The organism is Sunxiuqinia sp. (genome assembly GCF_055140945.1).
Genome location: NZ_JBSQYS010000033.1, coordinates 33504 through 55157, shown reverse-complemented (window position 1 = coordinate 55157; position 21654 = coordinate 33504). Strand labels below are relative to the sequence as shown.

20 protein-coding genes and 1 pseudogene are annotated in these 21654 nt (G+C 41.5%); 1 reads left to right on the top strand and 20 read right to left on the bottom strand.

Going from position 1 to position 21654, the window contains the following annotated elements:
* The 3 genes and pseudogenes from ACTB00_RS14760 to ACTB00_RS14750 form a co-directional block, all read right to left on the bottom strand.
* Nucleotides 1–232, bottom strand: a 232-nt coding sequence (locus ACTB00_RS14760; RefSeq protein WP_463300686.1) for a 2-dehydropantoate 2-reductase N-terminal domain-containing protein, incomplete at its 3' end; no start/stop codon positions are given.
* A gap of 827 nt (nucleotides 233–1059) precedes the next feature.
* Nucleotides 1060–2025, bottom strand: coding sequence for a nuclear hormone receptor DNA binding domain-containing protein (locus tag ACTB00_RS14755; RefSeq protein WP_463300685.1), 966 nt, complete (start codon nucleotides 2023–2025; stop codon nucleotides 1060–1062).
* 552 nt (nucleotides 2026–2577) lie between these two features.
* Nucleotides 2578–3364, bottom strand: a pseudogene (locus ACTB00_RS14750) (Abi family protein).
* A 556-nt stretch (nucleotides 3365–3920) separates the two neighbouring features.
* Here ACTB00_RS14750 and ACTB00_RS14745 point away from each other — a divergent pair.
* Nucleotides 3921–4058, top strand: coding sequence for a hypothetical protein (locus tag ACTB00_RS14745; protein ID WP_463300684.1), 138 nt, complete (start codon nucleotides 3921–3923; stop codon nucleotides 4056–4058).
* A gap of 277 nt (nucleotides 4059–4335) precedes the next feature.
* Here the strand turns inward: ACTB00_RS14745 and ACTB00_RS14740 are convergent, their stop codons facing one another.
* From ACTB00_RS14740 to ACTB00_RS14660, 17 genes are all read right to left on the bottom strand, one after another.
* Nucleotides 4336–4608, bottom strand: a complete 273-nt coding sequence (locus ACTB00_RS14740) for a hypothetical protein (RefSeq protein ID WP_463300683.1) — start codon at nucleotides 4606–4608, stop codon at nucleotides 4336–4338.
* Nucleotide 4609: 1 nt separating this feature from the next.
* The gene (locus ACTB00_RS14735; RefSeq protein WP_463300682.1) at nucleotides 4610–4900 is read right to left on the bottom strand and encodes a DUF1360 domain-containing protein; all 291 of its coding nucleotides are present in this window, start codon (nucleotides 4898–4900) and stop codon (nucleotides 4610–4612) included.
* A complete protein-coding gene (locus ACTB00_RS14730) occupies nucleotides 4897–7206 on the bottom strand; it encodes a hypothetical protein (protein WP_463300681.1) in 2310 nt (769 codons plus the stop codon). Before ACTB00_RS14730 ends, ACTB00_RS14735 begins: the two co-directional genes overlap by 4 nt.
* 1144 nt (nucleotides 7207–8350) lie before the next feature.
* Entirely contained in the window at nucleotides 8351–8773 is a 423-nt protein-coding gene (locus ACTB00_RS14725; protein ID WP_463300680.1) for a VOC family protein, read from the bottom strand.
* Between the two features lie 283 nt (nucleotides 8774–9056).
* Nucleotides 9057–9527 carry a hypothetical protein gene (locus tag ACTB00_RS14720; protein WP_463300679.1) on the bottom strand — a complete coding sequence of 157 codons (471 nt, stop codon included), beginning with the start codon at nucleotides 9525–9527 and terminating at the stop codon, nucleotides 9057–9059.
* 137 nt (nucleotides 9528–9664) lie between these two features.
* Nucleotides 9665–9871, bottom strand: a complete 207-nt coding sequence (locus tag ACTB00_RS14715; RefSeq protein WP_463300678.1) for a hypothetical protein — start codon at nucleotides 9869–9871, stop codon at nucleotides 9665–9667.
* 41 nt (nucleotides 9872–9912) lie between these two features.
* Nucleotides 9913–10920, bottom strand: coding sequence for a virulence RhuM family protein (locus tag ACTB00_RS14710; RefSeq protein ID WP_463300677.1), 1008 nt, complete (start codon nucleotides 10918–10920; stop codon nucleotides 9913–9915).
* A 98-nt stretch (nucleotides 10921–11018) separates the two neighbouring features.
* On the bottom strand, nucleotides 11019–11687 hold the full coding sequence (locus tag ACTB00_RS14705) for an IS4 family transposase (protein WP_463300676.1): 669 nt from the start codon (nucleotides 11685–11687) through the stop codon (nucleotides 11019–11021).
* Nucleotides 11612–11815: a DUF4372 domain-containing protein gene (locus ACTB00_RS14700; RefSeq protein WP_463300687.1), complete on the bottom strand. Its 204-nt coding sequence runs from the start codon at nucleotides 11813–11815 to the stop codon at nucleotides 11612–11614. Before ACTB00_RS14700 ends, ACTB00_RS14705 begins: the two co-directional genes overlap by 76 nt.
* A 335-nt stretch (nucleotides 11816–12150) precedes the next feature.
* Nucleotides 12151–13170 carry a virulence RhuM family protein gene (locus tag ACTB00_RS14695; protein ID WP_463300675.1) on the bottom strand — a complete coding sequence of 340 codons (1020 nt, stop codon included), beginning with the start codon at nucleotides 13168–13170 and terminating at the stop codon, nucleotides 12151–12153.
* Nucleotides 13171–13617: 447 nt separating this feature from the next.
* Complete coding sequence (gene darG, locus ACTB00_RS14690; RefSeq protein ID WP_463300674.1) at nucleotides 13618–14637, bottom strand: type II toxin-antitoxin system antitoxin DNA ADP-ribosyl glycohydrolase DarG; 1020 nt, start codon at nucleotides 14635–14637, stop codon at nucleotides 13618–13620.
* A gap of 9 nt (nucleotides 14638–14646) precedes the next feature.
* Nucleotides 14647–15282 (bottom strand): type II toxin-antitoxin system toxin DNA ADP-ribosyl transferase DarT, encoded by a 636-nt coding sequence (gene darT / locus ACTB00_RS14685; RefSeq protein ID WP_463300673.1) that lies wholly within the window; start codon nucleotides 15280–15282, stop codon nucleotides 14647–14649.
* Nucleotides 15283–15606: 324 nt separating this feature from the next.
* A complete protein-coding gene (locus tag ACTB00_RS14680) occupies nucleotides 15607–16617 on the bottom strand; it encodes a PDDEXK nuclease domain-containing protein (protein WP_463300672.1) in 1011 nt (336 codons plus the stop codon).
* 511 nt (nucleotides 16618–17128) lie between these two features.
* Nucleotides 17129–18088 (bottom strand): BsuBI/PstI family type II restriction endonuclease, encoded by a 960-nt coding sequence (locus ACTB00_RS14675; RefSeq protein WP_463300671.1) that lies wholly within the window; start codon nucleotides 18086–18088, stop codon nucleotides 17129–17131.
* The gene (locus tag ACTB00_RS14670; protein ID WP_463300670.1) at nucleotides 18085–19662 is read right to left on the bottom strand and encodes an Eco57I restriction-modification methylase domain-containing protein; all 1578 of its coding nucleotides are present in this window, start codon (nucleotides 19660–19662) and stop codon (nucleotides 18085–18087) included. The genes ACTB00_RS14675 and ACTB00_RS14670 overlap by 4 nt, the downstream gene beginning before the upstream one ends.
* Complete coding sequence (locus tag ACTB00_RS14665) at nucleotides 19652–19960, bottom strand: helix-turn-helix domain-containing protein (protein ID WP_463300669.1); 309 nt, start codon at nucleotides 19958–19960, stop codon at nucleotides 19652–19654. The genes ACTB00_RS14670 and ACTB00_RS14665 overlap by 11 nt, the downstream gene beginning before the upstream one ends.
* A 258-nt stretch (nucleotides 19961–20218) precedes the next feature.
* Nucleotides 20219–21625: an IS5 family transposase gene (locus ACTB00_RS14660; protein ID WP_463300668.1), complete on the bottom strand. Its 1407-nt coding sequence runs from the start codon at nucleotides 21623–21625 to the stop codon at nucleotides 20219–20221.
* Nucleotides 21626–21654: the final 29 nt, after the last annotated feature.

Below are 21654 nucleotides of genomic sequence, written 5' to 3'. Positions count from 1 at the left end.
CAATCACCACAATTCCATTAATACTTGTCAAATGACTAAAAGTGGTTGTCATTATTCTTTGTTGAAATTTCTGATTATCCTGATTGGTTACTGTTATCAGTATTTCTTTAGCAGGTACATGATCAACGCTCCCCCGAACAAGAATAACGTCTTTGTTTTCAAGTTTTAGAAAAACAGCCAATGCTTTTCCAATTGCTCCCGAACCAACGATATATATTTTATCTTTTTTCATCAAGCTTTACATCCGACCAACTGCAAATTTATAATAATACAATCTTCCATCAAAAAGCATAACAACAAAAGGTAATTAAAGGATCTCTACGTCCGCAGCCAAATCTACGCACGTGTGTAATGAAATTTTCACACACTGTAAGTACTGCTTTCACGGTGCAAAATTTTATTTTCATACTTATGAAAGTTTACGTACGTGCCTCTAAAGATTTACTCCCGCACGTGTGTAAATATATGTCGGCAGGTATACCAGATTGCCAGGCTTCTTTCGGAAAACCCGGAAAGCCAACCCTTTTTAAAAAAGCAGTGAACTCATGCTGTTTTGTGAGCTGTGCCAGGGCGAATGCTTACAGCATACTTTAATGATTGTCGTTGCAAACGACTGCCAGCTCACCCCTTCACCGCTTCGCTAAGACAAGGGGTAGCCCGGAAACCTATCCCAAAGAGCGCGCGCCGCCCGTCAATGTATTGTCAGGAATGTGATAATGCCTGTCATTGTAAGATTTAAATTGATGCGCCAAAGGCGTAAACGGGAAAGCTGTGTCCATAATCAAAGGACCGATGTTTAAAGATGAGTGCCTTTTATCAGAAACACTGCAAAACGTGCTGGGTTACTCCAACGTATACCGGGTTTCTTCGGCCTAGAACCAACCTTCGCATCACGGAAACCCGAAAAATACGCATCGGGGGAATCCCAAAAAACGGATTGAAAACACTATACTCAAACAACTAATCGGCAGGTGGTTGCAAGCAGGCAATGTTTAGTTCAACATACCCTCCAATGCAAAGCGTATGCAAGCAACGCTTGATTAGAGGCTAAGTGTTCAGTTATTTCAATTTTATTTTACCTAAATACATTTCACATTTATCTTTTGACAATATATTATGTTTTTTAAGATAACTACTTTTGCACAACCTTGAAAGCTTTCTTTCTCCCGTTTGTATTAAAACATTCATGTATCTATTATTACTAAATTCTTGTTCTGCTATTTCAAATAAGTGAAAGTGAATCGCTTTAAATAAAAACTCTAATCTATTTGGAAAATCCTGTATCTTATTATCAGAAAGCAATGCAATAGAAAATACAATAATTCCGTGGGCATAATCGTCCTTATACGTTTTTTGAGTAGGTACAATATTTTCTGAAGAGAAATCATTATCAGAAATGTGACCATTTAAATATTCATTCCAAATATTTTGATTTACAGGAATGATATGAGTAAAACCTATATAATTTTGCTCTTTATCTTTTAATAGTAGAATACATCTTTTATTTTTGCACGCATGCTTTGCATTTCTGTTAATCTTATCAATCTCAGAATCTTGCCAAGGGCTATTCTTGAAAGCTTCGTAATTTAATTTTCCAGAAATACTTCCTAAATTTTCAGTTTCTGCAAACTCGTAATAATCATTTCCTTTATGCGGCTTGTCAAGATAATAAATGCCTTTACTACTAGTTGGTGCAATTTTCAGTAAACTTAGCAATGAAATGTCACCATTCTTTAATAGTTTTAAATATGATTTGTTAATCCCTGATTTTCTTATTGAAATTACAATCAAGTAGGCTACGAGATAAACTAATATGAGTAGGGTTAGTGTTACCGAAGATAAAGCTCTGACTAAAATTAATAGGTTTTTACTTTCAACAAATTGGTTAGCATAGAAGATTGTTAATCCTAAAGCACTTATTGTAGGAATGATACTTAATTTTAACCCTACACTTTTTTTAGTTCTAAAAAAAAGGATTATCAATATACTTTTAAATTTTTGTAAATAGCTTTTGTCAATACTCATTTAATAGTTCTGAAATGTTCATATTTAATTTTCTGAATTCAACTAATTGGCCAGCTAATGTTTTCCTATTTTATCCATTATTCAGATAAGCTGCTGTTAAATTTAGAAATAAAATTTAAATGATTCGTGATTACCGAAAACAGCTTGCATAAGAGTACTGTTTCTAAAGTTAAGAGCTCGCTGCTCAAGGTGCTTGAGAGCCTTACTCAAGAGGCTTGAGTGCACTGCTCAAGGTGTTTGAGCACACTGCTCCAGAAGCTTGAGCACACCGCTCAAGCCACCGGAGTAGGTTGCGGTGATTAAAAATCCCCGGTTAAGAGGCCGGAATTGCAAATTCCGGCCAGCCGCCGCCAGCCTTCGACATATCCCAACCAGCTCGGGAACTTGCTAATGAACGTTTCCACTCCCATTCGGATTGAAAATCTCCTGTTAACAAGGACCGGATGGCACCCCGAAATTTCGGGGCGGTCCAGCCGCAAACCGCCTGCTTTAGTGCATATTCCGATGAGCAGGGGGTTCTGCTTCACTCACTAGTTTTTTTCAATAAATATATTATTGCCAAATAACTTCATCTTTCCAATCATCGGGGAAGCCCATTTCTTTACAATCTACCAAGTTACATGCTTCCATTAGCTTTTTTAAATCGGGAACAAAACTGCTATCAGGGCTGATAATGCGGGTAATATAATTCATGCAACAAAGTTGGGCATAAAGTTTATTATCGTAAATAGTTGTATTTTGAATGAATGTATTTGCTGTATTGTATGGCAATTGTGGAACAATTGTAAAACGTCGGTTCCATAAGCGGCTATGGTGCGCACATATATTGCGTAAACCGGCAAAGGCATGCATCCAGCTTTCAAGTATTAAAGGATTAGGCAGCCCAAATTCTTTGGCAACCTTTTTCTTCTCATTTCCTTTCTTGAGATTTCCATAAAGCTTACTTAACAAGCCCATTGTAATTACTTCGAGACTCATCCATGCCGGAGGATACGCAGGAGTTGAATAGGTGTTTATCATGTTCGATAAATGTTTCTGACGAACGGTCAACCTCTTCGTAAAGCGAATTAATGTTTTTATTGAAAAAATAATTGTTGCGATACATATTAGCATCTTCGTGCCAATGGCTGCCTTTGGTTAGCGAAAATTCATATACAATTTTCGTGCGCAAGGCAATTTCTATTTTCTCGATGGCATTGAAAACCAATAATCGCAAACGGCGGTCAAATACATAGAGTTCGATAATGCCTTCGAAACTAATTTCTTTAATAAACGAATGGTTTAGGTCGGAATTATCCTGAAATGGATAGGTGTATGCCCGTAACCTGTAGTAGCTGATATTGGATAAATAATGAGCTATTCAACCAGCAAACCTCCCTTCTTCCATTCGGATTGAAAATCCTGCGTTAATAAGGTGCGGATGACATATCCGCACCAGCCGCTAACAGCTTTCGACAGATCCTGAGGAGCGGGGTGTCAAACGATCCCTCGTCCGGGTGATCCCGACCTTTGCCGGGACCAGTTTTGACGGCCCGCGCACCGCTGAGCAATAACTGTAACCGTATGTTTACTTACTTTAGGATGAGGAGCCGTTCGAAACGAGGCTTTGCGGCTGCCCCAAGCCAGGCCTACAACCGAGACCATATTATTAATGAACCTCCCCGCTTCCATTTATTGTGGCACAATGACACCGAAATACCAGGCTGGCACAACTTCGACCGTTTTATCTAGCGTCATTGCGGTGCAGGCCGGAATCTGCGGGCTGAAAGGCTGCCAGTGAGCGGGTGACTCGAAGTCACCTGCTCACTACATGCTCAGCGCGCAGGCGTGATGCGTTCGGGTACTGAGGATCCCAAATGGGCTGTAGCCGGTATGCTTTCCCAAAGTTTCGAACTTTGGGAAAGCTTAAAAGTCTGAACCAGGATTTGCGGGATGGGTTGGATGAACAGGATTATTCGCGAATGAACAAAATTACCGGGCCGGATCAATTCGCCAAAAAACCAAGGCTTGATCCTTCGGTGATCATCCGCTGATCTACCGCTCATCTATACTCAGGGCTCCATGGGGAGTCAGGTCATTGCCCGACACCTTTCGGAAAATCAAAACCAAGATGAAACGTACCCGATTTTGTACCCTTTGCCAGGCCGACTGCTTACACAAGGGAGAGACGACACACCGCATAAGTTGGGGTGAGGAGACCCTCCGTATTAGGCTTTCAACCGGCACCAGCCACCAAAGCCCCCATATATCCCAAGAGCTGATGACACATAACAGGTATTCTGTTAGCCGAGGCTGTCGTTAGTCAGGAATTCACTCCGGGTGAAGCCCTGACTTCAGATCGTTCTCCGCCATCAACGCAAACGAATCCAGGTAAGCCACTTCCAGCGTTTCACCTTTCATTTTAAAATGATATTTTTTCCCTGTGACGTTTCCGGTAACCATCAGTTCCCCGCTTCCAACATATTGAAACCACTTGGTTTTTTGCATTTTGATACGTGGATCTTCTTCCTGTTCCGGGCGAAGTTCCTTTTCCCGGGCCAGGCTTTCTTTCCAGCCCGACCGCTTGCTTCCGCAACAACTCATATTAAGTACTTTTATCTGTTAGTTTGAATAGTATGGATGCGCCTCCCGAAAGGGCCAGCCAGGTGATAATTCCTTCGGGCCATTCATCGCAAAGGATAAATGCGAAAGGGATGGCCATCCAAATACTTAAACAATAGAAACAATCGAGCAGGTTTCCGAAGAAACCCTGCCCGAAAAGTTTTCTGAATTTAAAAACAAGGCCGAAGGGGCCATCTTCCTGCGACAGGAGGTGTAAAAGCCGCCACACGGCCAGCATGCAGAGGATGAACCCGACGAAATTTACTGAGATCATGGAGTGTAACGTTCCAATGCGATGCTCGAATTTCGCTGGTATTCGCCGCTTACTCCGCTGTTGTACCCGTTGGTCACCCGTTTCCGGGCCCGGAGTGCGAAGGAGTAAACCGTGTAATATTCGCCAGTCTTGATCCAGCCTTCGGTTGCATCGGCCGGCGTTAAGGCCACGGCAATCAGTCCGCCCGAAGCAAATTCCTGAAGGGTGCCGGTGTAACCCGGGCATCCTGCGGCATGCGTGTTGGCCGATGCACTGCCTGCCGAGAGGACAGTATCACCAGCTGACAAGTCTGACAATGGCGGGTTGGGTTCAACATCCAGCCCGATAGTTCCGCCGGGGCACCTGCCGGTGGTCAAAGTGAAATAGTCCACAAACCCGTAAGGATCATTGGCTCTAAAGGTCAGCTCCATGGGCGTGTTTTCCTGGGCTTCAGTTAAACGGTATAGGCCGCAGGGCACTTTCACAATGGAAGGATCGGCCAAAACCGGTCCGGTCATCTGGAACTCGAGTTCGAGGTTGTGGATGTACAAAGCGACCATGTCTGTGCCATTGGGCACCAAGTTTCCGGCTGAATCGTATCCATCCACCCGCACATAAAAAGTTCCGGGCGTACGCACCCCGCTCAGCAGGTCATACAGGTGGGTGTTGAGCCGCATGTACCGATCTGAATTCGAAAATTCCCAGTCGATGCCATCCACATGAATTTCGCGCTGGATGTTTTTGTAGGCCGGAACTTCGATGGCACTGCCCCCGTCAACCTTCAACATCTGCGGGAATGAGCCAACATCATCGCCGGTGTAGTTGGGCAGGTGACGTTTCGAAAAACGCGGATGTTTGTAGTTCTGGCTGACAAATTCCCAACCACTCGTCCCCGCCCGCCTGATGCGGATGGTGTACCACTTGATCTTGTTCTGCGCCGGTGTTTTGCTCACGTCGTACATGCAGCCTTTCATGTCGATGGTACCGCCCCAGGCCGCGCATTCCACATTAAAGCCGGCCAGCGAACTGTGCACGGTGATTTTTCCATCATTGTCGAGGAAATTATTATACCCGTGGCGGTTCAGCGCCGATGCTGCAAACGAGGCCGAACTGTTTTGGTTTCCGCCGATAAAGACATTGCCCAAACTCCCGACCAGGTTCCCGTTAAAACAGGCCGAATTTTCGGGCAGGTTGCAATCGGGAATACACAGGTTGATGCGCCTGAGGTTCGGAATGTTAAAGTAGGGTGCGCTTTCGTACAACACATTTAGGGGTGAATTGGCCGTAATTTTGACGATCACATCGGGATAGGCCACCACATTGATATCTTCTCCGGCAGCGATATCTGTGGAATCCTCGATTCCGGGGAAGGTCATATCGAAGTGGAACCTGAAAATGTAGTTGCCGAACATGTCGGTAATCGTGTCGCCCAAAAGACGGCGGTGTCCGGTGCCCGTGTAGGCCCCGCCAGCCAGTTCGGCGGCTGTCCGGTCGTACTCTTCAAACGTGAGCGTGTAATTGGTCAGCGGCGACTTTTTGCAGGGAAAGATCAGGTGGTCGAGCGCCGATGCCACAGCCACCCGGTCGTAGGCCAACACGTTTTGGGCCGCAAACGACCGGCTTTTTTCTGTCGAAATCAGGTTGAAATTGGACACGACCAAGGGCGATTCTTCCGCTTTTTTCGCTTTCACTTTTTCTTTCGTGTCGGCTAAACGCGCCGCATTTTCATTCCGCTGGTAGGTCAGGACGGTGTTCGGCTGCGTCATTTCATTGTGCAAATCAATGACAATCGGTTTGAAAAGTACAGAATCCGGCGGATTGGGGTCGACCAGCTCATCGGGGATCCTTTCAGGGTACAGCTTTTTTATGATCTCTTTCAGTTTGGGATTTTTCAGCGCTTCCACCAACGACGGCCAGCTTTCAATCACCACCAACGGCCGGCAAGGATTAAAAACGCAGCGGCAGTTGTACTTCGAAACACTTCCGTAAAGAATGAAATCATTGATGGTTCTGGGTGCCGAACAAGACAGGATGAGGTCGTTGAAATCGCTGTCCGCACCGGCATCGTTTGAATAAATATCGAAGACATAGTTCCCACCAATCTGCTGGGGAAACTTAAGTTGCGTTTCAGAGAGCTGAAATCCCGATCCGGGATTATTTTGTATGGCAATGGTCCACTGGCTGCCGACCACGAATACGGACGTGCCGGTTGTGCCGGGGTAAACACCATTTCCAAATACTGCTCCCGCGATGACAAACTGATGCGGAAAAGCAGCGCTTTTTGATTTGACGGCAACCGTCCAGTTGCCTTGCATAGTAATAATCATAACTGATTTTTAAATGTTGACTGTTTCTTTGATTTAGTTGTCAATAAGCATGAGCCGGGCTTTGGCAGAAGAAAACAAGAAGGCACACTGGATTTTTCTGACGAGCTGATGTCAGAATGTCTTCATGCTGTGAATTTGCGGATACCCGGCACTCAAGTCCCTTTAATCTGATTTCATGGAACCATGTGCGTTACCGTTTTCTGTAACGATGATTGGCTTGTTTATGCGGGCTTTTGGCTTAAAGGTCTATACCAGATACTGAACCGGTAAAGTATTCATTCACTCCTGAAAAGCAAATGAGAACGACTTCTAATTGACAGGCAAGAATGGCTTTGTCGCAATATCAAATTCCATCTTCTGTCTTCTTATACCTGAGTCCCCGGCAGGTCATTCAACTTGAATGGAGTGTTTGTAACACCATTGGCGAACCAACTGTGCTTTTTGCTGATACGTCTGTGAAAACGATAGAAAAGATATGAAAATTAATAACGACAAGCAATAATTTGCCGTTAAAACCACTCCACCTAAGAACGAGAATAAATAAACGCAAGCTGTGGCTGGTTGATTCCGCTACAACTTTTTGCGATATTTTGAGGGGCCGTGCGTCACTCTGCCCGATTACTATTTCAATCCGGTATAGTTAGAAATCAAGGTAAACAAAGATCGAAAGGCCTCTCCATCTCCCAAATCACTCAAAGTTCTCAGAACATTTTAGAGAAACTTTGAAAGAGCGACTGCGTTTTATAGGAAACAAGACGTGGTTTGCCGGATGCCGATGAAACTTACCCGTATTTATTCGAAAACTTCTCCGTATTTTTTTAAACTCTTCCCGGTATATGTGTTCCACACTTCTCAGCTTATCTTTCTGAACTTCCCGGTATAAGTTTTTTAACTTCTCTGAAGATATTCCACACCGACCCATATGACCAGCGAATCGCACCGCCGCCATTTATTGTGGCAAAATGACACCGAAATACCAAGCTGGCACAATTTTGACCGTTTTATTTAGCGTCATTCCGGCGCCCGCCTACTGTGTGCATATCTGGAAGAGCGGGTTTTTCCGTTTCACAATTTCTACTCAGCCAGTTTCGCCACTCTTTTCTTGTTTTAAAATAGACTGCAGGTTTTCAATCTTTCACTTCCATTATTCAGATTTTTTTTGGTTCAAAATTTCTAAGTAATGCTTATTTGTCATTATACCCAGAACATTACCAAAAGGGTCGACAACCGAAGCTGTAACGAATGCCATTTTACCTCCACTTCTGTCCGTAATTGGTTCGTATAGTTTTGCTCCTTTTGAAACCAATAAGTCAAGGGTTTCTTGTAAATTATCAACGTGCCAATATGCAATAGCTCCTCCAATCTCCTTTGAAGCGTTTTTAGGAGCATACTTACCATCTATAATTCCAAGTTCATGTTGATAGTCTCCAAGGCGAAACTCTGCATATCCTGGAACATTAAAATACGGCTCTAACCCTAACATTTCACTATACCATTTTTTAGCTCCTTCAAGGTCATTTGCATAAAAGCTAATGGTTGACAGTCCTCTTAAATTGATTTTTTCCATTTTCTACTTTTTAAAATTCACTTTCCTATAAATCTAAATCAACATAGTGACAACCCTATGTCAGTAACCTATTAATTTGTTGCTGACAGTTGGTCGTCGAGTAGGCAAAGGGAGTTTCACCCTAAGCCTCTCATTCACCCGGTGAAACAACATCGGGTTCACCGGGCAGGCCGGACTTGAAAGTCTTCCGTCATCCGGCTCTTGTTATATAAATCTAAACGTTCCAACCAGTTATGCCGACTTGCCAGTGATAAAACAAGCCGGGCAACCTCCCCTCTCCCATTTATTGTGGCACAATGACACCGAAATACCAAGCTGGCACAATTTCGACCGTTTTATCTTGCGTCATTCCGGCACCCGTGAAAAAGGCCGGGCAGGGAGGCCGGTAGCTGCCAGAAGGTACCAAAGAGGCCATAGCTGGTAAACTTTTCCAAAGTTTCGAACTTTGGGAAAGGTCAAAAAGTCTGAACCATGATTTGCTGGATGAGTGGATAAACAGGATTATATGCGAACGAACGAAATTGCCGGGCCGGATCAATTCTCCAAAAAACCAAGGCTTGATCCTTCGTTGATCCTTCGTCGGTCTATACCCGAGGCTCCATAGTACCATAGGGAGCCAGGTCATTGCCAGACCTCTTTCGGAAAAACCCGGAAAGCCAATCCATTTTAAAAACAGAAGTAAACCCAAGCTGTTTTGTGAGCTGTACCGGATCGATTGCTCACCTATCATTAGGCCTGGTAGACTCCCTACCATCAGGCAGGTAGACTCTCTACCATTAGGCTGGTAGGCCCTCTACCATTAGGCAATGAGCCCGCCTACCATTAAGATAGTGGGGCGTTCATCATTAGGCTTTGCGGCTGTCCCAAGCCAGGCGTGCAACCGGCTCCATATTATATCAATGAACGTTCCCACTCCCATGCGGATTGAAAATCCGGCGTTAATAAGGTGCGGATGACATATCCGCACCAGCCGCAAGCCGCCTGCTTTAGTGCATATTCCGATGAGCCGGGGGAAAACCCGAAAGCCATACCCATTTTTGAAACAGCGGTGAACTCATGCGATACTGTGAGCTGTGCCAGGGCAGAAGCGTACTCCATACTTTGATGATTCTCGTTGCAAACGGCTGCCAGCTCACCCCTCACTTTTTTTTCTTTTTGTTTTCCAATTTTTTGAGTCCCTCTTCAAGTTCCTTCATTTGCTGCACATCTTCAATTTCAATTCGGCTTTTGCGGTATTTTTCATATTCCGATTCTGCCAGTTCTTTTGCCATCTTTGCCGAAATTGTCCCTGCGTGTTCCAATATCTCTTTGTCGTTCAATGTCATGAAATCGTTGAGTTTACTAATCCAGTCTTTCATGTACATTGGTTTCCGGTTCCTTGCTTGCAATTCGGCAAACGAAAGGTACTGGTCAACGATTAAATTCAGGTCTTTTAATTCATCTTCAGCCAAGTAGTTTTTTGCAATCGAAACATCGGTTTTCCTAATTTTCCCATGAGGCGCATTTTTCCATGTCGTTAACCCCATGTTTTGTTTTTCTGAATCTATTCGTTTGTAGATTATTTCCGATGCAGTGTGTCCATGAATTGCCCAATGCATTTTGTTTTGCACCGACTTAAAAAACAACTGGCTTTCCTCTGTTGTCGGGTCATAATCGATCGCGGTTGTATAAATATCTTTGATTTTGGCATAGAAAATTTTCTCCGAACTGCGAATGTCCCGGATTCTTTCCAGCAGTTCATCAAAATATGTGTTGGTATGCCCGGTTTCTTTTAATCGTTCATCGTTTAGCACAAAACCTTTTATCAAATATTCACGAAGCTGTGTTGTTGCCCAAATACGAAATTGAGTTCCACGGTGCGACTTTACACGGTAACCAACCGAAATAATTACATCAAGGTTGTAATAGTTTGTTGAATAGTCTTTACCGTCTGCGGCAGTTGTCAAGTAATCCTTGACAACTGAATTTTCAACCAATTCTCCTTCTTTGAAAATGTTTCGAATATGCAGGCTAATATTTTGTTTAGTGGTCTGAAACAATTCAACCATTTGTTTTTGGTTGAGCCAAACCGTTTCTTCTTCCAGCCGGACATCAATCTTTGTTTGTCCGTCTTCGGTTTGATACAGTAGTATTTCTGAATTTCCCATGTTTAACCAGTAAAATATTTCACAAAAATCTTTCGTAGCTCTGTGTTGTGTTGTTTTAAATGGGCTGTTGTCCTATTTTATACCTCATTAGCGGGCACTTAAAACCCGCTGATTGTTAATTGTTTATTTTTTTGTTCTTTGACATTTTTGTAATCGCATTTTGTAAGCACCTCTCTTACAGGAGTTTTGTCGAGTAGAGATATGCTAAGGATTTGTAGAATTTCGTAGATTGAGCGGTCAACTTTCAATCTGTTACCAATTATGGCAACAAGACAGTATGCGATGATCGCACAGTACATCTGGATTTTTACAGCATTAAGAGTCGTTCCCCAAAAGGATTTTATCTTAAGATGTTGTTTCATCCACTTGAAAAAGAGCTCTACTTCCCATCGTTTTTTATACAGATAAGCGACTTCAGTAGGATCAAGGTCCATGTTGTTGGTAAGGAAAATTAGCTCCTTATCCGTTTCACAATCATAGTACTTGATTCGCCGAAGCTTTTCCGAATAGGCCCTGCTTGGGTAGTAAGATTCTAACTTGCCGATTTGATCATATTTCACGCCAGTTGTTTTGTCAACCGAATTGGAATACATCCGGTTAAATCGCATATTATCTTTTGCCCGTGTAACAAAGAAAGCTCGGTGCTGGTGAAGATGATACAGTCTCTTAAAATCGATGTAAGCTTTATCGATCACATAAAAGCTTCCAGGGTGAGAAGCAAATCTCTCATACTGTCTCTTGAAGTAAGCTGCCCAAATACCATACATAGCATTTGATTCCAACAGGTGAATGACCTTACATACTTATTTCCATTGTGTTTGCTGACAATTCTGTCAAACACCCGTCTGGGGATGAAATCTGTAAGTTGAGCGAAGATATATTTGCCTTGGTTCATGGATAATTGCTTGTTTACACGCAAAATATCCATAATTCAATTCAAATCGTCACGCTATCAAAAATCGCCACAAGTACGATTAACAAAGAATTTCAAAGAACGTTTATTAATTTTTAATGCCCACTAGTGTTTATACCTATTAGCAAAACCAGTGGGTTAATGCATTCAATTCACCCTCATTTCGCAACGTAATCTTGTCCATCTTTCAATCTTTTAAATCCTGTTCAGACATTATTCCCGGTTAAGAGGCCGGACTTGCAAATTCCGTCCAGCCGCCGCCAGCTTTGAGCATACCCGGAAGAGCGGGGTAGGCCGGGAAAGCAGGAGGGTTCATATTACTTTTTTTTCTTGCTTTTCAGTTTTTTTGTGGTATCAGTTATTTGCTCCAAAAAATGTTTTTCCACTTCCGACAATTCATTTTGTTTAAGCGCTTTATATTTCTCATATTCCGAATGTGCTTTCTGTAAAGCTTGCTTATGGCTTATTGTTCCGGCGTGGTTCAAAACATCTTTTCTTGTTAATTGCAGAAAACTATCCAATTGCTCAATCCAGTCTTTCATGTACATTGGGGTTTGGTTGAGTGCTTGAATTTCCGCTATTTCAAGATATGCTGTAACAATCCGGTTTAAGATATCCAATTCTTGTTCCGAAAGATAATTCTTTGCAATTTCCGCTTCCTGTTTTGTCGGTTTAGTACCTTTAAAACTACTAAGACCAAGATTGGGCACCGTCGAATCAACTCTTTGGTAAATTACCTCAGCAGCAGTTTGTCCGTGCGCTGCCCAGTGCATTTTATTTTGAACGGTTTTAAAAAATACCATTGACATTTCCAGCGATGGGTCGTAATCGATACTGGTTGCATAAATATCTAAAACTTTGCGCCAAAACACCTTTTCAGACGAACGAATATCCCTGATACGCGCCAGTAGTTCATCGAAATAATTCCCGCCACCTGCTTGTTTTAGCAGATCATCGTTCATTGTAAAACCTTTCACAATGTATTCCTTTAAACGTGCTGTTGCCCATTGTCGGAATTTTGTTCCCTGATGACTTTTTACCCGGTAACCAACCGAAATAATAACATCCAGGTTATAAAGCTTTACATTTTGTGTTTGTGTTTTTCCTTTAATGGCGCCATGTTGGGTGGTGTGTGCAAAATTTGCACATACCAATTCTTCGTCCAGTTCGCCTTCAATAAAAATGTTATTTATATGTTTTGTAATTACCGAACGTTCTTTCTGAAACAATTCGCCCATTTGCGCTTGCGAAAGCCAAACGGTTTCATCTTCCAGCCGAACATCAATCTTGGTTTGTCCGTCTTCGGTTTGATAGAGTAGTATTTCTGAATTTGCCATGTTTAACCAGTAAAATATTTCACAAAAATCTTTGGCAGCTCTGTGCTGTATTGGTTTAAATGAGCTGTTGCCCTATTTATACCCATTAGTCTAACCGCAGTGGTGGGGTAATGCATTCATCTCATCCTCATTTTGTAGTGTAATCTTGTCCATCTTTCAATCTTTTAAATCCTGTTCAGACATTATTCCCCAGTTAAGAGGCCGGAATTGCAAATAACCGGCCAGCCGCCGCCAGCCTTCGACATATCCCAACCGGCTCGCCTATTTCGTTGTACTTGTTGTCCGAAAATTTCAATTCTACCGAATTGCACACCGATCACAGATCGGCGCGAGCGGGTAGAATGCTTACAGCATCGTTTAACGATTGTCGTTGTATACGACGACAGCTTCCCCCTCGTTTCCGCTTCGCTCAAACGAGGGGGAGCAGGGTCTTACCGAATGCTTACATTACTGGATTGTTAATACCTGTTCGGTGGCAATTTTTATATGCACAGGCTTCATCAAGTTCTTTTTTCGTGTCGTCCAATGATGAATTTCTTCTTTGATCTTTTCATATTCTGTCGTACCCGTCTTTTGAACAACAAAATCAACGGTCGCTAAAAGTTCTAGACCGTAAGGAGATTCGAAGCCTTCAATTAACTTCAGCACTTTCTCAACTCTTTGTTTTTGTTCATCGCTGAGCTTTTCTTTGTAAAAATTTTCAACGTTGGGATAGTGTTTTTTATCGATAGAGACTAATGATCCCGGTTTGTTCTCTTCTTCCTTGAACCAAACATAATATCCGTTGAGATGTTTCAACAGATGAAGCAAACGATGAGCGTAAGGGCCATAAAATCCTTTTTCAAAATCCAAATTCAAAGGTTCTCCTAACCGTTGCAGGAAATAGGCTAATTTTTGAACAACCAACAAATTAATAGTGTATCCCAGAACCTGATATTCTTGTAGGAGGTGCAAAAGCATTGCTCTTGGAGGAGTCAACGATACATGATCCTTTTGTATCATTTTCTGATCTGAATAACCTGGCTCGTAGATCACAATATCAACATCATTGGCAATTTCATTTAAATATTTTAGCATGATTGGCTTAACATCTGACCAATTCAGTTTTCCGTTTCCACAGCCCAAAGGAGGTACAGAAACAGATTTTATGTCATTCTCTTTTATGACCTTGACCAAAGACATCATTCCATCTTGTATGTATTCAATTTTAGATGGATGTCTCCAATGCTTCTTCGTTGGGAAATTAATGACATATTTAGGTCTTATCGTTCCTGTACTGACGAGTTGAACCTTTCCGATATCGATAGATTTGTCTTTTACAGATTTCATATATTCCTCGAATACGACGGGAAAAGTTTTCTTAAATCCTAATGCGATTCCTTTGCCCATCACTCCTATTGTATTCACTGTATTGATGAGAGCTTCAGAATTCGATTCTAATATGTTTCCAACTTTAAATGATATCATGCTTTGAATTTAATAAAACCATTTGGAAATTACTACTGTCTTTATGGCAACTCTCTCTTCTTCTAAAAATTGTTGCACTTTTAGTTCAGCCGACTTATTATACGTTCCAATACCGATTATTGCTTCAACAGGAACATCTCCATGAATCAAAAATTCTGCCTGCTTTCTTCGCTTTCTATCCGGATCATTTTCCGTATCAAACCATTGGGATGCTTTCACAACTTCCCAATCGATATTTTCAAGCCCCTCCCTGGTATTAAAGGCTTGGGAAAAGCGATGGTATCCGTGCCCATCAAAATAAACGTAAGGTAGGCCCAATTCTTCTATTTTTTCATAGGATGATACAAGATAGATAATTTCCTCCTGCTTCCTTCTTTGCACTTCATTGTATCCCCGGCATATTTCATAGAGCATTGGGGATCTCATCCCAAAATAAAACGCAACATAGTTACTGAAAGTACCAAAGGGTTCAATAGGAATAGTCCTTTCCCTACGTTCTCGCTTTAATGAACTATCACCAATCCCAACATAATCCGGGTCAGCCACTACTGACGTGGGTGACGTAATTAACCCATGGCGAAGGATATACCGAAGATTATCGATATGAATGATTCTGTATAGATAGATCGAATTAGGAATTGGCATTTCATTGATAATTTTTTTGCAAAAGTACGATATTTAGGCATCTTTCCCATACCTCCCCTCTGGTTCTGCCGCCACATCCATCACCTCATTCTTTGAGTAAGCTTTGTGACCGGCCTCCTCATTAGGCTTTCAACCGGCTCACTCCCTATTCAACCAATGAACCTCCCTCTTCCATTCGGATTGAAAATCCGGCGTTAATAAGGGCCAGATGGCATATCCGGTCCGGCCGCAAACTGCCTGATTTGGTGCATATTCCGATGAGCAGGGGGAATAATCGCGGGGCGCTGCACGCAGCTCATAGCCTATTTATTATACACTGTGGTTTTATTCTCTTAATTGTTTTCTCGCAATTCTTTCTCGTGCTTCAATTAATGTTTGATGAAGTTTTTCTTCCAAAATTTTCTTCGGAGGTAGTTCTGTCCAATATTCAGCAACCATAATCCCATCTTTATGCATTTCGAGAAGTTCTATTTGTTCTTTGCTTGCAATGGCGCAGAGAATTAGTCCAATTGGTGATTTTTCACCTTCTTGTTTTTCATATTTATCCAGCCATTTTAAATACAATTCCATTTGACCTTTGTGTTTGGCTTTGAATTTGTCAATTTTAAGTTCAATTGCTACTAACCTTTTTAATTTCCGATGATAAAACAACAAATCCAGATTGAAGTCGTCTCCGTCAATTATCATCCGTTTTTGTCTTTCCACGAATGTAAATCCATTACCTAATTCTAAAATGAATAATTCGAGTTCTTTCAGAATTGCAGCCTCCAAATCATCTTCCAGATATCCATCTTTTAACTCCAAAAAGTCGAGAAAATATGGGTCTTTAAAAATTCCTTTTTCGATTTTATTACTGTCATAAATTTGGATGTTGGCATTTTCTGTTCTTTCATGAACTTTTTGTTCGATTTGCTTTCTCAATTCTCTTACACCGATTAAACTTCCATAAGCAAGATTTCCATAAAAGTCTCTTGCTCCCTGCTCTTTCAGCGGAATCAGTGCAAGAAAATGCGACCATGACAAATGTCGTGACAGCGTAACGACATTCTCAATGTCCGGATATTTTTCAGCAAATTGGATCATTCGCCGCAAATTCTTTTCTTCATAATTTTTTCCGAATCTTTCAACTAATTCTCGTGACACAGTAACGACAATTTGTTTTCCATATTCTGCTCTTTTGTTTTGTAAATTATCAGTTAAGATTCGGTTTCCTACATGCCAAAACAATACAGTCAATGAGCTATTTACATGAGAAATTACCTGTGTTTTGGTTTTTTCAATCAGAACAACCAACTCATTTAATAAATCTTGATATTCAAATTTTTCAATCGCCATTTCAATATTTTTCAGTTCACACTTACGAAGATACAGTTTTAATTTATGAACAAATCAAACAATGCAGAACCTCTTTTTTCACCATGGTGTATCCCTATTATTGAGCAGGTTATGTTGCGCACCTCTGTTTAGCGTCATTCCGGCGCAGGCCGGAATCTGTTGGCTGGTATCGCCATACCTCAAGCTGCAAAATTTACCATAGAGGAGAGAATACCATATCGGCCAAAGTCGTGGCGCCGAACAGGGAGACATCATTATAACCTCCAAACACCAGAAAAAAAGTCTGAACCAGGATTTGCAGGATGGGTTGGATGAACAGGATTATTTGCGTACGAACGAAATTACCGGGCCGGAACAATTCCCCAAAAAACCAAGGCTTGATCCTATACTGATCCTACACTCATCCTATACTCATCCTATACTCAAACTGCTTTCGACAGATACTGAGGAGCGGGTTGTGGACTTTACCAAATCAAGCTTTCAACTGGCTCCATATTAAACTAATGACCCCCTATCTCGGCCCAATAAATTTATCTCCATTAAAGTGGATCATGTGATCCGGGAAACCGACCACCCAAACTTCAGTTTCCCAGGCAAGATCAGAAGTGTGTTTTTTGAATTCTTTAAAATCAGGGAATGCTGTTACATAGATTTTACCTGCTTGGCAGTTCTTCAACATCTTTTCCATTTCCACAATCCGTTTCGGTGAAACCGGGCCATGTGAAGTGACCGCTTCTATCAGAAACAACCATTTTTTCTTTTTGTCGTAAAGGACTACATCTGGCAACTTACTATGTTCGTCAATCGGTATCCCCAGCTTTTCCAAACCGTTTTTATCCATGTAAAGGTCTTTCTTGGCAGTATCTCCGACATATAATAAGTCACTGCCGGGAGCAAAGCGTGGAGAAAATTCTTCAATGATGGCAATCTGAACTTCATTGTGCTTGCCTGGAGAAAATGTCAGTTCTGTACCGTCTTTCAACTTCAATGGAATTTTTTGCAATTCCCTTTTCTTGTTGTATTTGTCTCTCAACAAGCCTACATTTTCTTTGAAGTACTTGATCTCTTTATTCCAGTTTCTGGTGTTAAACGATTTAATGACCTTAAGTGCTTCCGGTGATAAACGATAATGGTTGTCTTTACTGTTGGTTGGCAACCCGGGGTTTTCCGGATTGTGGTTTACAATTCCAGCGTGGACAAATTGATGAAGCGTTTGCCTGCGAAATGTTTCCCGTGAGTTTTCAGCATACGGTTTGTTGTAATGCTCAGCAATAAAGCGCATGACACCTTCGTATTTGGCATTTTCTTTATTGCCAACCACAGACATACTGACTGACTTGGCCGTGCTCCATTTGTCTTTTTCTTTCAGGTTGCACAAGGCAAGTAGTGTTAATGCAGAACGGTCGTTTTGCTGTCTTTTCGGAAGTCCCATTGCTTCCAAAATCTGTTTTGCTTCTTCAATTTTATTCATATACTGTAAGCTGGTTCAAAATATTCAGTTACAATCCGGTTTGTATTCTCAGCTGAAAAATCGTTGGACAAGATAATTGTATCGCCGATTTCCCGGATGGTATCCTGTGGAGGTAATGACATCTCTCTTAACTCTGTGGCACTCACATTAACATTGCCATTAAAGATCCTGAAATACACATCAAATAAGCTGCTGTTAAGTAATGCACAAAGCCCCACAACTTCATTTCTTTCAAGGTGTCCTTTAGGACGATAGATATAATTCACCTTGTTTTCAACTCCCACATAATCCGATTTAATAAAGTTGCAGAAGTAAGGGGCTGCAATCAATCGGTTTTTGTCATCCTTGCTACTGAAACGTCTCAATAGGACGTAATTTTTGTTGGGAATAAGGAGTGGCACGGACTTTTCCTCAATGTTTATGTATTGCTCTTTTTTGGGCTTAACTATTGGCCATTCCAATATCATCTGTTTCACATTGTGTAACCAGAAAAGTGGAGCTAATTGCACCGTCCCGTTTTCAAAACTATCTCTTAGGTAATCCCTTGCCCTAAAAGCCACTACAGGACCGGTTGAAATCTTGATATTGTATTTGGCTAAATTGCCTGTCCAGTTTTTGAAAATTTCCAATACCGCTTCGTCATAGTCGGTTGTTGGCAGATAGAGGATTTTCTCATTTGAATCCAGATCTATAATGTCTTTTTTCGGGAAAATCTTCACCAACGGGGTTTTTAAGTCTTTCAGCCCGCCTGAAGAAGAAATGGTTACTTGTGACTCAGGCTTGGGTCTTTTGGTTCCCTTAATGATAACCGTTTCCTGCAATACTTTATCCCTGCTAAACGTGTCTTTTCGGGAAATAAACAGATGGACCTTATCTAAATCGATATGCTTGAAGAAATATTCCCGGAAGATTTTGAAATACCCACCTGCTGCATAGCTGCGTGGCGTAATGAAAATGAGTTCTCCATTTTCCTTGAGTAATGTTGCTGACAATGCCATAAAGATGGCATAAATGTTAGGGTGCCCATTCACCACAACTTTAGCCGCTATTGCTCGTTTGTCGTCAATGGAAAGTTTAAAGTAGGGTGGATTAGAAATAACAATATCAAATGGCTCAACCGGTTTGGAAAATAAATTGCCTGTTTCTTTAAAACAGTCTGCATTGTGAAGAATGAAATCTTCTGTGTAAAGTTTGGTTTTAATCTCTATTCCTTTTTCCGCCCCCCATTTTTCCAAATAGCTGAGAGATTGTTCTGAAACAGGAATGAGTTCAGTGTCCGTTTCATAAGCAACCAACTCAACGGTTCTCAGTTTCTTGTCCGAGCTAACAAGCTGCTCAACCAAAGTACATGATAAAATCGCGGAACCACAACCCGGGTCAAGAATGCGGACAGAATTTTCTTCAAACTCAGAATAAGAGGCCATTAAGGAGGCAATTTCAACAGGAGTAAAAAATTGGCCATTTTCTTTCTTATGCTGTTGGCTAACCGAAGAAGCGTAGGCCACGCCTAAGCGATCAGCAAAATGGCTCGGCAATTCTTGTTCCAGGGGTTGTATGGAATTTCTATTTCCCATTTTGGTTTTTGGTCATGTATTTAATTTTCTTTTCCGCCACTTTTAGTACGTCAGTTGCTAAATCTTCATCTTTCAGGTCGTGCAGCACCCGGTCGCTCAGATAATTGATAAGCAACTCTTTCTCGTCCACTTTGAAAATCTTGGCAATCCGAATGATCTGCTCTTTTGAAGCTTTCCGTTCACCGCGTTCTATCTTGCTTAAGATGGATTGGTCAATGTCCAGTTCAGCCGCAACTTTTCGCAAAGGCAATCCTTGGTCTTCTCGCAGCTTTCTTATTTGTTCTCCTATTGACAGCATCTGTTTAGATTCAATTAATTTGGACTTAATCTGTCCAAAAATACTAAATCATTTTCCATTTACACGGATAATCCTTAGTAAAGTTATTAACACGAACGTGTTGGCGGGCAGGCCGGAATCGCCATGCGGTAACTACCAACAACAGGACATGATAACTACCCACAACCAGACACGGAAACAACCTAAGATAAGACACGGAAACTACCGACGGCGGGATACGCTAACTACCAGTAACAGGACACGATAACTAGTTAATCCTTATGAACTAATATTTACTGGAGATAATTGTTTTTCTCTAATGATTATTTCCAGTAAAATTTTAAGCCAAAGAACTTCTTCTTTGATTTTCCGAAGTAATCCTTTGAAGTTGAAGCCTGCGGCGGCCAGGTTGGCATTAATGGAATTACCAGCAATTCCTTTCAGATAATTTTTGATCATTCGGTTTCCATATTTTGTGTGCCCAATAACGGGTTCAACTGTAGCCCTTGATTTACACTTCTTACGCATTGTATTGTTGGTATAAGGCTGCCTCGAAGAAGGTGGCCTTGGTGTGACAATAATTGTATCACGAACCATCTTTTTACCTTTGTATCCTCGATCCACGATCGCATTCTTAAATTTTATTTTGCAGACCTTTTCAATGTTTTCCAGAGCTGGTTCAAGTGTTGATGTATCATTAGGGTTTCCATTAAAATTTTTGATTCCAACGATGATGTTGATCTTTGGTACAACTGCAAAAGAAACTTTTGAGCCAAATTCAAATTTCTTGTGAGCTTTGCCTTTTGCAATGCATGCTGTTTCTGGTTCGTGTAAGCTGTAAATTTTATTACTGTCATTTTTCCTTTGAGTGACAATCTTGTTGCAGTTTTGCAAGACCTCTTCATATTGTTCCAAAGCATCCTGATCCAGCTTTCGTTCCAACTCCCGAACCAACCGTCCTGCAATAGTTCGTAGTTTGCGTAAAGCAGCAGCCGCTTCTTTTTTCCGTTTTGGATGATGTGCAAAGCGTTGCTTTAATAAGAGTTTTTTCATAGTGCTTTTGTAGCTCTGACGCTGTTCTACGCCTTCTGCTTTAGCAATCTTATTACATCGTTTAATTACTTTTATCAGAAGTTTTGCATCAGTTGGGTAGGTGATATTTTTCTCTTGAGCGGTTGTGTCAATCAGCACATCATTGGTGCTTCTAATCTCGTCCCTTCTAGTTTGAATGGAAGCCTCTAATATTTTTTCTGCTCCTTCTTCTCCAATGCGTTTGCGGAAATGAACCATGTCGGATGGATCACACGGCGCTTCCCACTGAAACTCTGCTTCGCCACAAAAGTATTGGAAGTAAGGGTTCTGAACCCATTGCGCCATGACCGTTTCATCTCCTAAGTTGTAGATCCTTTTTAACAACAGTAAGCCGACCATCGTTCGTATAGGCACCCCAGGCTGCCCTGTATGAGAGTAGAGTGGGCTGAAGCTTTCTTCAAAATATTGCCAATCAATACGATGTGCTAATATTGCCAGTTCGTGCTTAGGATTAATGATGTCTTTGAGTATGGAGCGGAATAAATTTCTTTGATCCTGATTAGGCAATTTTCCTTTCATAATTTCTGCAAGGTTTTTCCCTAATTTACTAATAACCTTGCAATTAAACACCTTAAAATCACGGATTTTATTCACACTACCTGTTGATAACCAGTGATTTATTT